At 67.0% G+C, this 12509-nt stretch carries 13 protein-coding genes and 1 pseudogene; 4 read left to right on the forward strand and 10 right to left on the reverse strand.

The features are described from left to right. Positions 1-31: 31 nt before the first annotated feature. Positions 32-757, reverse strand: a complete 726-nt coding sequence (locus RM25_RS07790) for a hypothetical protein (RefSeq protein WP_080774515.1) — start codon at positions 755-757, stop codon at positions 32-34. Between the two features lie 139 nt (positions 758-896). Between RM25_RS07790 and RM25_RS07795 the strand changes: the two genes are divergently transcribed. The 3 genes from RM25_RS07795 (at position 897) to RM25_RS07805 (ending at position 4859) form a co-directional block, all read left to right on the forward strand. Beyond that, on the forward strand, positions 897-2582 hold the full coding sequence (locus tag RM25_RS07795; protein ID WP_036942833.1) for a glycerol-3-phosphate dehydrogenase/oxidase: 1686 nt from the start codon (positions 897-899) through the stop codon (positions 2580-2582). Continuing rightward, positions 2579-4111, forward strand: a complete 1533-nt coding sequence (locus tag RM25_RS07800) for an FAD-binding oxidoreductase (RefSeq protein WP_013161528.1) — start codon at positions 2579-2581, stop codon at positions 4109-4111. Before RM25_RS07795 ends, RM25_RS07800 begins: the two co-directional genes overlap by 4 nt. A gap of 88 nt (positions 4112-4199) precedes the next feature. Continuing rightward, complete coding sequence (locus RM25_RS07805) at positions 4200-4859, forward strand: glycerol-3-phosphate responsive antiterminator (protein WP_013161529.1); 660 nt, start codon at positions 4200-4202, stop codon at positions 4857-4859. Here the strand turns inward: RM25_RS07805 and RM25_RS07810 are convergent. From RM25_RS07810 to RM25_RS07820, 5 genes are all read right to left on the reverse strand, one after another. Next, positions 4838-5104 (reverse strand): helix-turn-helix domain-containing protein, encoded by a 267-nt coding sequence (locus RM25_RS07810; protein ID WP_044636275.1) that lies wholly within the window; start codon positions 5102-5104, stop codon positions 4838-4840. The genes RM25_RS07805 and RM25_RS07810 overlap by 22 nt on opposite strands. 78 nt (positions 5105-5182) lie before the next feature. Beyond that, positions 5183-5821, reverse strand: a complete 639-nt coding sequence (locus RM25_RS12315; protein WP_196482648.1) for a pentapeptide repeat-containing protein — start codon at positions 5819-5821, stop codon at positions 5183-5185. A gap of 806 nt (positions 5822-6627) precedes the next feature. Continuing rightward, positions 6628-7323 (reverse strand): DsbA family oxidoreductase, encoded by a 696-nt coding sequence (locus RM25_RS07815; RefSeq protein ID WP_013161544.1) that lies wholly within the window; start codon positions 7321-7323, stop codon positions 6628-6630. After that, the gene (locus RM25_RS12610) at positions 7323-7526 is read right to left on the reverse strand and encodes a hypothetical protein (RefSeq protein ID WP_013161545.1); all 204 of its coding nucleotides are present in this window, start codon (positions 7524-7526) and stop codon (positions 7323-7325) included. The genes RM25_RS07815 and RM25_RS12610 overlap by 1 nt, the downstream gene beginning before the upstream one ends. 203 nt (positions 7527-7729) lie before the next feature. Further along, positions 7730-8968, reverse strand: a complete 1239-nt coding sequence (locus RM25_RS07820) for an MFS transporter (protein WP_044636276.1) — start codon at positions 8966-8968, stop codon at positions 7730-7732. 70 nt (positions 8969-9038) lie between these two features. Here RM25_RS07820 and RM25_RS07825 point away from each other — a divergent pair, with 70 nt between their 5' ends. Continuing rightward, the gene (locus tag RM25_RS07825; protein WP_044636277.1) at positions 9039-10004 is read left to right on the forward strand and encodes a LysR family transcriptional regulator; all 966 of its coding nucleotides are present in this window, start codon (positions 9039-9041) and stop codon (positions 10002-10004) included. Here the strand turns inward: RM25_RS07825 and RM25_RS07830 are convergent. The 4 genes and pseudogenes from RM25_RS07830 to RM25_RS13540 form a co-directional block, all read right to left on the reverse strand. Further along, positions 9968-10738 (reverse strand): hypothetical protein, encoded by a 771-nt coding sequence (locus RM25_RS07830; RefSeq protein WP_013161548.1) that lies wholly within the window; start codon positions 10736-10738, stop codon positions 9968-9970. The genes RM25_RS07825 and RM25_RS07830 overlap by 37 nt on opposite strands. Positions 10739-10831: 93 nt before the next feature. Beyond that, complete coding sequence (locus RM25_RS07835) at positions 10832-11941, reverse strand: hypothetical protein (RefSeq protein WP_013161551.1); 1110 nt, start codon at positions 11939-11941, stop codon at positions 10832-10834. Then, entirely contained in the window at positions 11941-12165 is a 225-nt protein-coding gene (locus RM25_RS07840; protein ID WP_013161552.1) for a hypothetical protein, read from the reverse strand. The genes RM25_RS07835 and RM25_RS07840 overlap by 1 nt, the downstream gene beginning before the upstream one ends. Positions 12166-12195: 30 nt before the next feature. After that, positions 12196-12267 (reverse strand): annotated as a pseudogene (locus RM25_RS13540) (zinc-ribbon domain-containing protein); the annotation flags it as partial. Positions 12268-12509 lie beyond the last annotated feature (242 nt).

A 12509-nucleotide genomic window follows, 5' to 3' on the forward strand; every position in this document is an offset into this window, starting at 1 on the left:
TTCATCCAGCTTGGTTCACCCAGCGATCGGTTCACCCACCGATTGCCCGCACGTCCTGGCCCGGAGCACCCCGCCCCGGGCCAGGACGTTGCCGGATGAGCCGCGGGATCACGCGGACGAAGGTGACCATGCCGAGCAGTTCTACCAGCGTCTGGGTGACCACCACCGACGCGGCCAGGGCCATCTCCGGCGGCAGTGCGAGCGCCAGGGGCAGGACGACCAGCGAGTTGCGGGTCGACCCGGTGAATGCCAACGTGCGACGGATCACCACGGGCTGGCCGCCGAGGCGTCCGATCAGGTTGGCAAGCACGGGCATCACCACCAGGAAACCCACGAACAGCGGAACCACCCGCACCAGCAGCCCGAACTGGGCGGCCACATGGCCGAACTGGGAGGCCACGACCACCATCAGGGTGCCCATCATCAGGGGCACCATGGCTGACTCCATCGCCCGCATCACCACCCGGGCAGCCCCCTGACGCCGGGCCAGTTGCTGGGTGAGCACCGACAACACCAGCGGCACCACGATGAGCAAGAGGAAGGCCCGCGCGAAGGGCGCCCAATGGATCGCAGCCACCACCGCCCCGCCCGCGAACAACCACAGGAACAACGGCAACAGCAGCATCTGCACGGGCGAGGCTGCCACCGGGCGACTCAGGGCGAACACGACGAGCGGCACGACCACGAAGTTGGGCACCACCGCACACGCCATGAACCTGACATCGGCAAAGGCCGCCCGGGCCGATAGCGCCGCCATCCTGCGAACCCTTGACAGCGCGCACCGCGGCCTGCACAGTGGAGGAAGACAAGCACAACTCAGACCTCTTGTCGAGGTCCTGACTTGTGCTTTTTCGCTTCCCAGGGCCCCGGCAGAGACCTCAACCCCGGGGGGCACCATGATCAGGGTCGCGAGCAGCGACGTGAAGGCGGCACTCAGGCAGCAGGCCGGCGCAGGGCCCCTGCGGCTGGAGCGCAGCGAGGCGTTGGCCCGGCTCGGGTCAGAACGCTTCGACATCCTCATCATCGGAGGGGGCATCACCGGCGCCTACGCGGCCTTCGACGCCGCCCTGCGCGGGCACAAGGTGGCGCTGGTCGAGAAGGGCGACTTCGCGTCGGGCACCTCGTCCAAGTCGTCGAAGATGATCCACGGCGGCCTGCGCTACCTGCAGCAGGCCAATGTGCGCCTTGTGGCCCATTCCCTGCTGGAACGCCAGCGTCTGCGCAACAACGCGAGCTTCCTGGTGCAGCGCCTTCCGTTCATCTTCCCGGTGATGATGCGCCACGGGGTCTTCGACCGCCGGCTGTCCCTGGGGTTCTCCGCCGCCCTGAGCGCCTACGACGTGCTGGGCGGCTACCGCGAGGGCGTGCTGCACCGCAAGCTCAGCCGCGACGAGCTGTTGGTGCACGCGCCCACCCTGAAGCCCGAGCAGTTGATCAACGGCTTCCTGTTCTACGACGCACGCGCCGACGACGCCCGGCTGTCCCTGGCGGTCGCCCGCTCGGCTGCCGCCCTGGGCGCGGCGATCGCGAACTACACCCGCGCCACGCGCATCACCCGCGACACCGGACGGGTGAGCGGGGCGGTCGTCGAGGCGGACGGCCAGGAGATCGTCGTGCGCGCCTCGGTGGTGGTGATGGCCACCGGCTCGTGGCTGCGCGACTGGGACGGCACCGCACCGGGCACCGACGCCCCCACGATCCGCCCGGCCAAGGGCGTCCATATCGCCCTGCCCTGGCTGAAGATCCGCAACACCTCGTCGCTGACCTTCCAGGTGCCCGGGCAGAAGACACCGGCCACCATCACCCGGTGGGGTGACTCGGTGCTGGTGGGCACCACCGACACCGAGTACACCGGCGACCTCGACCACGTCGGCTGCACCGCCGACGACGCCGACGTGCTGCTGCATGCGGTCACCTCATCGTTCGACACCGACGTGAGTGCCGCCGACATCCAGGGCTCGATCGCGGGCACCCGGCCGCTGGTGGCCAGGAGCAACGCCAAGAACACCGCCGAGATCCCCCGCAGCTCGGAGGTGCGCACCGATCCCGATGGGCTGGTGTCGATCCTGGGTGGCAAGCTCACGATCGGACGCCACATGGGCATGCAGGGCATCGACGCGGCCGAGAAGGTGCTGGGCGTGCAACGCCGCTGCCGCACCGCCGATACCCCGATTCTGGGGGCTGCCGGCTATGACGAGGCATCCTTCACCGCCAGCGGTGGGTGGGAGGACCACCTCGCCGAGCGCTACGGCACCGAGTCGCGCTTCGTGTCGCAGATCATGGCCGACGATCCGGCGATGCGCGAGCCGATCGTGGCCGGCCAGCCCTATCTGGCCGCCGAAGTCGTCTACGCCGCGCGCCACGAGATGGCCCACACCGTGGATGACGTGCTCGCCCGCCGCACCCGACTGCGCCTGTTCGCCCGCGACGCCTCGGATGGGGCGGCCCGGCGCGTCGCCGGGCTGATGGCCCCGGAACTGGGCTGGACCCCACAGCAGGTGGATCACCAGGTGGCGGCCTACCACGAGGCCATCCAGACCGAACGTCAACTGCTCACCACGAACACGGAGGCACAGGCATGATCAGCAAGCAGTTCCAGGTCACCGGCTACAGCGAGGGCTACTACAAGGTGGGCGAATTCACCCCGCCGCGCTGGGTGGACGACGGACTGGCCAAGCCCATCACCGGCGCCACGCCACGCTACGGCGATGGGCGGGTGGTGGCCGTGCCCGAGGGGATCGTCGAGCAGCTGCGCGGGATCGGCGATGCCGTGTACACCGGCACCGACGAGACGGCCGAACGCACCCGCGACTGGTGGCCGGGCACCATGCTGGCCCACACCGACGGCGACCCCGCCACGCCCGATGCCGTGATCGTGGAGGCCTCGGGCGTCAAGCAGGTGCAGGCAGTGCTGCGACTCGCGGCAGCCAACGGCATCCCGGTGACCGTCGCCGCCGGCCGCTCCAATGTCACCGGGTCGACGCTGCCGCTGGAGGGCGGCATCGTGCTCGACATCCACACGATGAACTCGATCCTCGGCTTCAACCCCACCGACCTGACCGCGGAGTGCGAGCCGGGGGTGTTCGGCGATGTGCTCGAGGAACGCCTCCAGACCGCATGGGGCGTCACCACCGGGCACTGGCCACAATCGTTGGGACTGTCCACCGTCGGGGGCTGGGTTGCCTGCCGCGGCGCGGGGCAGTTGTCTACGCGCTACGGCAAGGTCGAGGACATGGTCACCGAGCTGGACGTGGTGCTGCCCTCCGGTGAGCTGGTGACCCTGGGCGGACGCCAGCGCGCTGCGGTGGGCCCCGACCTGAAGCAGCTGTTCATCGGCTCGGAGGGAATGCTCGGCGTGATCACGCGCGTCGTCCTGCGCACCCACGCGCTGCCCGACTACGCCAGATATGCCGCCTACGAATATGACACCTTCGAGGCCGGGCTCGATGCCTGCCGGCGGATCATGCAGAGGGGCGTCACGCCCGCGGCACTGCGGCTGTGGGACAACATGGAGGGCGACTACTACTTCGGCAACGGTGGCAACACCCTGCTGCTGATCCTCGACGAGGGCGATCCGCGGCTGGTCGACGTCACGGTGGACATTGCCTCCGACGAGGCGGCAACGACCGGCACCGCCGTGGATGCGGAGCCGATCTTCCAGAAGTGGTTGGCGACGCGCTTCGAGGTGCCGGCGCAGAACGCCTTCGAGGACGACGGCGCGTGGATGGCCGACACCCTGGAGATGACCGCCGGCTGGAGCCAGCTGCCGCGCATCTACCAGCGGGTGCAGAGCGAGGTCGGCGCACTGGAGGGCACCTTCGTGGTCTCGGCGCACCAGTCGCATGCCTATACCGACGCGGCCTGCGTCTACTTCACGATCCAGGGCACCCTACCGATCAAGGACCGCGCCGCCTGGTACCGCGCGGTGTGGGACGTCGCCGACAAGGTGATCATCGAGGAACACGGCCAGCTGTCGCACCATCACGGTGTCGGCGTGGTGCGCACTCCCTATGTCGCCGAATCGCTGGGCGGGGGCATGGAGGTGTTGCGTGCGGTGAAGCAGGCGCTCGACCCGGGCAGGATGCTCAATCCGGGCAAGTACGGACTCTAGGAGCCGCCTGGCCCCGATCGTTCCCGAAGCCCCTGCGTTGGTAGCATCACGGCCAGGACGGGGAAATCCACGAGCGATCGGGGCGACCATGAGCGACCGGGAAGCACCCCATGACGAGCGTTCGGCAACGTTGCCGAACGCGCTGATCCACCGGCTCATGGCAGTGCCCGCAGGCCGGTCCCTCATGACGCGACTCGCCCACTCACCGGTGATCCCCGCCGTGAGTGGCGTCGACGCGCTCGAGGGCTTCCTCGACTCCCCCACGGAGAGTTGTCTGCTCGGCGGGTTGTCGGTGATCGCATTGCAGCGTGCCCTCACACAGTTGATCGCCGCTGACATCCATCCGTTGGTCAACCTCGATTCCCTGTCGGGCCTCAGCCGCGACCGGGCCGGCCTCGACTGGCTGCAGGCGATGGGGGTGACGGGACTCGTCACCACGCGTCTCTCCCTGCTGCAAAGTGCACCCCACTACGGGTTCCTTGCGATCCAGACGCTCGTGCTGGGCGGCGCGAGCCTGGTCGACTCGGCGCTGTCGGCACTGGAATCGGCCCACGCCGGCCTGGCCCTGGTGGCCCCGGCCCCGGTGCTCGGACGCCTCGACCCGGCCGCCCTGCCGAAGCTCCAGCCATTCCTGGCGTCGGGATTCGTCAGGAACGTCGACGATGTGGACGATGCCCTGGCCCACGGCGCGATCGGGGTCACCAGCTCGGCGCGCGGGCTGTGGGGCTACGAGCGAGAACGCAGCTGAACGCGACGCGCCTGAATGCGGCGCGCCGCCGCGGGACCCACCAGCAACTGCAGCGGGTCGATATCGAGCTGCTCGGCCAGGGCCTCGATGCTGTCGAGGGTGAGATTGCGCTCGCCGCGCTCCAACCCGCCCAGGTATCGCGGCGTGACGCCCAGGAACTCCGCGAGGCTCTCCTGTGTGAGCCGCCGACGCTGACGCTCGGCACGAAGGTTCGCACCGAACCGCTCTTTTAGGGAATCGCTCATGACTGCATGGTCTCACGCGAGGTACATCTGCCCCACTGTTGTGAACTACCCGCCAACTCTCGTTGGCAGGACTGCCGCCTACTCGACCCGAATCATCCCCACACTCTCTGGATCAAACCCTTCAGGGAAGCGCGTCTCTGGGAGCGTCCGGCCCGACCTACTCCGCTTCCCCGAGTAGGTCACACCGGTCAAGTCAGCTCCCGTGAGTGTGGCATTTGACAGGTCAGACTCCTCCAATTTCGCCCCTGCGAGCTTCACGCCGCTCAAATTAATATCACCGAGAAACTGTCCACGCAGATCAATGCAAGAAAAATCCAAGTATGGAAGTAGGCTCCGAGCCCCTCGATGACTCCACCCCGCCTTAACAGGAGTTGCCTGAAATCTCTTCACCACCAACTGAAGCCGCTCAGCTCGAACGTGCCGGACAAGTTCAGATCCGCCATCACCAGGCGAGACTCGAATAATGACATTGTCCCGATGCTGCCATGTCGTATCGATATCAAAGAATGCCAATCTGGTCAGCTCTCTAATTCGATCCCACTCAGGATAATCCACGATATCCCGCTGCCCTTGCTTTCCTTCCACTGTCTTCCAAGATGCCTCCCTGGCAAGAGACCAATCAATGATCAGCTGAGAGAGCTCAATCACCGCCACAGCTTGAGATCGCTCATCGGAATTCGCAAGGAGAGCTACGGCAGCCATTTCTCGTTGAGCCAAGCTATCATGGTGCTGCCGAGCGGATCCCCTTTTCGTGTTCAGCCAAGCAGACACAGCTCCGATAGCAGCCATAACCACCGCCATGAATGTAGCCCACCCCCATAGCTGAGAGAAGGTTGACATAATTGCCAAAACAACGATTATAGAGGCTACGATCATAACCAGGGTCAATATTACCGGTAGAATTCCCTTTACGGCGTGCCACAACCGATTCAGCCTAGATATCCCGCTCATGTCAACATCTCCTCGAGAATAAAACATCGCGCAGCGATAAGAGGGCACCGCCCGAGAAGACCTGTCGCTTGCCTCCATACCAAGCCGTCTCCCTTCGAATTGTAGTCGCTTCCGAGTGCCCCTGATGCCATTGACTGCTGCTTCCTTCTGCTCAGTTAGCAGCTCGCACTAGTTCCAGGGGAAGGCCGATGCTTGTCGACCAACACTTGGCGGTCGAATTGAGCAAAGCCTGCGCGAAGCGCCCGGCCTCACGCTCCTTCCCCACCAGGGTGGTCACCGATCATTTCGACCAATCGGATCTTGCGGAGGTTCGTGGGGACGTACTCACTGCGGAACATGCCTTTCTCCCCACCAGCCGGCACCTCACTGGCACGATAAACTGCTACCCGAGGCGCCCCAACTGGGTAACCCATCCATATCCCGTGGTTGCTGCAACTTGAGCCAGTTGCCGACCACTGCGAAGAAGAAGCCCCGAGAATGATCCTCTCGGGGCTTCTTCCTATGTCGGGACTGTTCTGTTTCCGGACCATCCCTGCGTCACGGCGTTGCCGCACGCCTTCGGTGACCGGACATCATTCACCTGCCGGTGCTGCTTCGGTCGATTCCTTCCAGACCGTATTGAGCACCTGACTGAAGGCCTCCGCCGGCTGGGCCCCCGACACCGCATACTTGCCGTTGAACACGAAGAACGGCACCCCGGAGATGCCCAGCTGCTGGGCCTGCGCGATATCGGTCTCCACGTCGTCGGCATAGGTTCCCGCCTGCAACGCAGCCACGGCCGCATCCCGGTCGAGGCCGACGTCACCGGCCAGATCGGCGAGCACGTCCACGTCGCCCAGGTCCAGCCCCTCGGTGAAATAGGCCCGGAACAAGCGCTGCACCATGGCGTGCTGCTTTCCCGCGTCCTTGGCGAAGTGGGACAGCTCGTGGGCCCGCCGCATGTTCGTGGCCAGGGCGTCGTCGAAGTGATAATCCAGGCCGATTCCGGCGCCCTGCTCGGTGATACGGGCGTTCATCGCCTCGGTCTGCTCACGGGGATATCCGCGCTCGTTCTCCAGCACATCGGAAAGGTCCCTCGTGACGCCCTCGGGAAGGTCGGGCATCAGCAGGAAGCTGTGATAGCGAATGTCCACCTGATCGGCCTGCGGGAAATCCTCCAGCGCCTTGCCCAGCAGGCCATCACCCAGATAGCAGAACGGGCACATGACGTCGCTCCAGACGTCCACGGCAATGCGGTCGTCGGCATGGTCAAACAATTGCGTGGTCATCAGTGGCAGGTCCCGTCGATATCGCAGACGCCACCGGCGTCCTGGCTTGGAAGCATGGTGAAGGCCGCCAGCCCCGTGGGCGCCGCCAGTGTCGTGGGGAGCGCTCGGGTCGCATCGCCGTCGACTGCCGTATCCGGGACCTTCGGGTCCTCCGCTGCCCGGCTGCCCACGTCGGGCGTCGAACGCGTGGTTCTTGACTCCATGTGGTGAGCGTAGGAGCGGCTGACGGCACGAACAAGGAGCCGCGGCGCCCACTTGTTCCGCCCACAGCGTTGCCCACCGCGACGCGATCCACGCTCGCGGCACTGGCCATGGATCCGGTCCAGCCCCGGTGATGTGACGCTGTGAAATAGGGCGGCAACATGACGCATCGTGGTCCGACCCGATGCCCTCTGGGCCCAGCGGATCAGCCGACGGTCTCGGCTCCGCGCAGGGTGGACACTGCCAGGCCTGCGGCCGCGGCGGCGAGCACGGCGACGAGTCCGACCAGGCCCACCCATCCCATGCCGACGAACACGATGCCCCCGAACCAGCCCATCACGCTGGAACCGGCGTAGTAGGCCACGTTGTACAGCGCGGGCGCCTGTGCCCCGCCGGCTGGCGCACGCACCCCGGCCCACCCCGAGGCGATGGCATGGGCCGCGAAGAACCCGGCGGTCAGCACCACCAGTCCCACGACGATCACCGGCAGCGCGGGAACCAGCGTGAGGCCGACTCCGAGGATGAAGACCGCGATCGCACCCAGCAGCACGCCCAGGCGGCCACGGCGTCCGGCCAGTCGCCCGGCCCGCTGGGACGACACCGTGCCGGCCAGATATGCCAGGAACAGCAGCGAGGTCACCGTGGTCGGCAGGCCGAAGGGTGCGGCGCGCAGCCTGAAGGCCAGGTAGTTGTAGACGGCCACGAAGCCGCCCATGAGCAGGAAGCCGACTGCATAGAGCGCAAGGAGTCCCGGCTCGAGCAGGGCGCGCAGCGCGGCCCGTCGGGTGCCGTGCCCCTTCCCTTCGGGCCTCCCGGGGGTGCGGACTGCAGGGACGATCACCATGAACACGGCGGTGGCCACGGCGGCGAACCCCAACACCGAGGCCATGCCGATCCGCCAGCCGAACCACTCCGCGATCGGGGCGGCCACCAGGCGTCCGGCAAGTCCACCGATCGAGGTGCCCGAGACATAGACGGCCGCGGCCCGGGCGGTGAACGCCGGACTCACCTGATCACCCAGGTACGCGATGGCCAGCACCGGAACCCCACCCAGCGCGAATCCCTCGGCCACGCGCAGCACCAGCACCGCGCCGAAGCCCGGCATGAGCAACCCGAGTGCCCCGCACAGGGTGGCGGCGGCCATGGCCGACTTCATCGCGGTCAGCCTGCCGATCCGGTCACCCAGCCAGGCCCAGGGCAGGGCGCCGGCGGCCAGTCCGATGGTTGCCGCCGAGATCAGCAGCGCGGAGTGGGCGGCGGTCACGTGCAGTCGCGCGCTGATCAGCGGCAGGATCCCCTGGGGCGAGTAGAGCTGGGCGAAGGTGGCCAGCCCGGCGCAGGTCAGTGCCACCACCACACGTCGGTATTCGCGCGATCCCGGCGCGTAGCCGGCCTGCGCCGAATCGGCTGTTGCTGCCTGTCGTGTCCTGGTCCTCACGCTCACAGGACGACGCTACGGCGCAGATCCACATAGCACCAATGCATAGCGTGGAGCCCTCCCATATCATTTCCGTATGGATGAGCCCCTGGACACCACAACCCTGCGCGAGGTGCTGGCCGACCTGCCCTTTCTGGTGGCGGTGGCAGATGAGGGCGGCATCACCGCCGCTGCGGAGGTGATGGGAGTGCCGCAGCCCAGCGTGAGCCGCGCCATGGCCAGGCTGTCCGACCGCATCGGTGCCCCGTTGCTGCGTCGCGACCGACGGGGCGTGGCCCTCACCGATGCCGGCACGACACTGCTCGACTACGCACGCAGCACCCGGACGGCGGCGCTGGCCGGGGTCACTGCCGTGCATCGCGAGCTCGAGCGCGCCGGGGCGAGCGTCACGATCGCCTTCCAGCACACCTTCGGACGCCGCGTGGTGCCGGCGCTGCTGCGGGCCCTGCTTGCCGACCGGCCGGACGCCCACGTTGACCTGCGCCAGGGCGCCCGGGAGAGCTGCATTGACCTGTTCGAGAAAGGTGTTGCCGACGCCATCCTCGTCTCACCGCCGCTGCCGCCCACCAAGCATGCCCATACCCTGCGCCTGTATGCCGAACCGTTGGTGCTGACGGTGGCTCCCGAGCACCGTCTCGCCGGGCGCGATCGCGTCCAGCTCTCGGAGCTGGCGGACGAGAGGTTGTTGGCCATGACTCCGGGCTATGGACTGCGCACGATCGTCGACGAGCTCCTGCGCGACGCCGGGATCAGCCGCACCTTCGCCTTCGAGGGTGAGGACATCCAGACGTTGCGCGGCCTGGCCTCGGCGGGCCTGGGCGTGGCCATCCTGCCGCCCGCCATCCAGCCCTCGGACGATGTGGTGGAGGTTCCGATCGACCATCCTGCGGCGCGTCGGGAGATCGGCGTTTCCTGGCATGGCGACGCCGCCCCCGCGGGGTCAGCAGCGGCGGCCCTGCAGGACTTGTTGGCGCGCGACCATCGCTGGGTCGACACACCGGGAGGTCACGGGAAGATCCCCAGTCCACGCACGAAGGCCTGAAGGTCGGCCGGGATGCCCGCGGCCGTCATCCTGGCCACCGAGAAGTTGTCGCTTGCGTCGCTGCCATACATGAGAACTGGGCGGGGCACGCAGTCGACCGTGTGGAAAATGTGCCACGACCCACTCCCGTAATACCTGTCTGGAAGCTTCAGCATCGTCCAACCGCCCTTGTCATACATGATTTCCTGATGCGCCGGCCCGCGTTCCGCGATCGGCTGTCGCCCGACGATCTGCCCCAGCTCAGCTCCGCTGTAGACCCGGCAGGCGGGTGTTGGCGTTGATACCGGGGCTGACGGGGCGGCTTCCGGGTGGCTCGTGACCTCCTGGGGCGTGGTCGTCAGGGTGGGTCGTGCCAGGGGGTTCAGCGACTGCTCGAGGGTGAAGGTGGGTCGATCGGGGGCAATCAGTTTGTATCCCCTGCCCACCGACCGCACCACCTCGGCCCGCCATGACTGCTGGGTGACCTGATTAACGATGTCGGCCGACGACGATCCTTCCCGGGTGTGGATCACCGCCTCATAGGTGAGCGATGAACCTGCCGGCGGGCCAGCGACGCTGTCGGCCGCCGGCGTCGCTGTGGCCGCGGCAACCGATTGGTCGGCTGCGGGCACCACGAGGGAGAACCGATAGCTGGCACCGTCAGCCAGCATCGTGTGCTGCCGCAGGAGGTTGCCGCCGGCAAAGCCGGCCACCGCGATGAGCACGATCAGCAGTCCGGCAAGTAACTTCTTCATGGTTCTCCCGTTTTGTCATGCGCGTCGAACGCTGTCGCCGGCCCTGTGAGCCGCGCCGCCTGCCTCACCGGGGTCCCCCTCGGTTTGGCCCGGTCAAGCCCCGCTGGTGACCCACGCCTTGGTGACGGCCTCGCTGCGCTTCACTGCGGGCGCTTCGGAGGTGACAGTGCCGACCAGCACGCGCCAGGTCCCCTGACTCGTGTCGATGTGTGGCGACGCGTCCGTTGGGCTCCAGAGCACGTTGTCACCACTTTGCCGGCACGGCCCGGCCGCGCAGAGAAATATAGGGGAGTAGTTATCAGAACTGATATCAAGCGCGCCGTCCGCCTTCGCCCGGTACTGAGATCCGTCATCGGTTTCAATCCAGATGGGCTCTGAACCCGAAGCCGATCCACCGGTCGCGACTGCAACATTCTTGTACCGGATAAAGGTCCGGGGTTGCGCGTCGACACACAGGATGTTCACGCTGCCGGCGCCCGTGGAGGGCTCGAGCCAGCAGGCCTCCGCGCCCGTGACAAGGGCGGGCGAGCAGTCGAACGACTCAAGGATTGAGCCACTGGTCGTGCACTCGAGGGCGCTGGCCGCTGACGGGTCACCGCTGCGAACAGTGACTCCCGGATCGAGCTGCCCGTTTGCAAGGAGTGGGGAAGCCGAGAGGATCTGGGTGCGCGCCACGGACGATGGAGACGGCGCGGCGGTGGGGCCCTGACTCGGCGAAGCGGGGGCGCTCGGGGCCGATGTCGCCGGATGTTGCGCCTGCAGGCTCTTGTCCTTGGCGGCGATCTCGTCGGCCGATGTGCTGAGGGACGCCGAACCGAAGGGGTTGGCGCTCTGCTTGATCGTGAAGCTTGGCATGTCGGGGGCGGTGAGCGTATAGCCGCTACCGGAGCTGCGCGCGATGTGCGCTTGCCAGCCCTGTCCGGTGGTCTGGTTGGTGACCTGGGCCACGGTCGACTTGTCCACGTGGGCGATCACGGCCTCGTAGCTGACATCAATGGTCGCTGAGTTGCCGGCGCCGGTCGACGCACTGGGCGACGAGCCGCCTGCAGGCGTGGCCGAGGCTGAGGCCGCCGGGTTCACGGTTGTGCTGAACCTGTACGACGCACCCTCTGCGAGCATGCGTGCATTGCGAAAGGCGTTGCCGGCTAGGCCTCCGGCGATGATCAGGAGCAGCGCCAACACGACGATGAGGACTCGTTTCATCACACCCACCCCCACAGGTATCCCGCGAAGAAGCTGACGGAGAAGAGGAGCACTGCACCCACCACCAGCAGGACGACTGCCCACGGCGTGACGGCCGCGGAACCGGCGGTTGCTTGCGGCGCACTGCCGGGAGCGGTGACCACGGCGGGCGCCTCCGCCCCATAGCCCTGGGCGGGCTGCCACAGGGGTTGGTTCCCCGGGGGCGTCGGCGAGGTGGGAGGCATGGTCGCCTCCGATGTCAGCGGGGCCACCGGCGTCCCACATTGCTGGCAGACGGTGGCGCCGGTGGGAAGAGGAGCACCGCAATTTCCGCAATAGAGCTGCATGACATGTTCCCTATCTGGTGCGCCGAGCAGGCAGAAACAGATGCTGGGCAGCAAGGGCAGGAACTCGCCTTGAATCGCTCATCTGCATTCGTCGCGCGGTCAGCGGTCCGCGCGTTCCTCTCGGGTGGGGGTGAGGAAGATCGAGAGAATAATATCGGAACTCATGGGTTCCTGTGGTCGGGGTCGGGACTCGTCCTTCCCCGTCGGCCCCACCGAGCCGACGGTACGTCTCCGCGCCATGT

The organism is Propionibacterium freudenreichii subsp. freudenreichii (assembly GCF_000940845.1).
Lineage (GTDB): Bacteria > Actinomycetota > Actinomycetes > Propionibacteriales > Propionibacteriaceae > Propionibacterium > Propionibacterium freudenreichii.

What these genes read in the sequence shown, in the direction of transcription:
- RM25_RS07800 (WP_013161528.1), top strand. Translation starts at nt 2,579, where the DNA reads ATGATCAGCAAGCAGTTCCAGGTCACCGGCTACAGCGAGGGCTACTAC.
- RM25_RS07795 (WP_036942833.1), top strand. Translation starts at nt 897, where the DNA reads ATGATCAGGGTCGCGAGCAGCGACGTGAAGGCGGCACTCAGGCAGCAG.
- RM25_RS07810 (WP_044636275.1), bottom strand. Translation starts at nt 5,104, where the DNA reads ATGAGCGATTCCCTAAAAGAGCGGTTCGGTGCGAACCTTCGTGCCGAG.
- RM25_RS07840 (WP_013161552.1), bottom strand. Translation starts at nt 12,165, where the DNA reads ATGCCTCCCACCTCGCCGACGCCCCCGGGGAACCAACCCCTGTGGCAG.
- RM25_RS07830 (WP_013161548.1), bottom strand. Translation starts at nt 10,738, where the DNA reads ATGAAGAAGTTACTTGCCGGACTGCTGATCGTGCTCATCGCGGTGGCC.
- RM25_RS07790 (WP_080774515.1), bottom strand. Translation starts at nt 757, where the DNA reads ATGGCGGCGCTATCGGCCCGGGCGGCCTTTGCCGATGTCAGGTTCATG.
- RM25_RS07835 (WP_013161551.1), bottom strand. Translation starts at nt 11,941, where the DNA reads ATGAAACGAGTCCTCATCGTCGTGTTGGCGCTGCTCCTGATCATCGCC.
- RM25_RS07825 (WP_044636277.1), top strand. Translation starts at nt 9,039, where the DNA reads ATGGATGAGCCCCTGGACACCACAACCCTGCGCGAGGTGCTGGCCGAC.
- RM25_RS12610 (WP_013161545.1), bottom strand. Translation starts at nt 7,526, where the DNA reads ATGGAGTCAAGAACCACGCGTTCGACGCCCGACGTGGGCAGCCGGGCA.
- RM25_RS07805 (WP_013161529.1), top strand. Translation starts at nt 4,200, where the DNA reads ATGAGCGACCGGGAAGCACCCCATGACGAGCGTTCGGCAACGTTGCCG.
- RM25_RS07815 (WP_013161544.1), bottom strand. Translation starts at nt 7,323, where the DNA reads ATGACCACGCAATTGTTTGACCATGCCGACGACCGCATTGCCGTGGAC.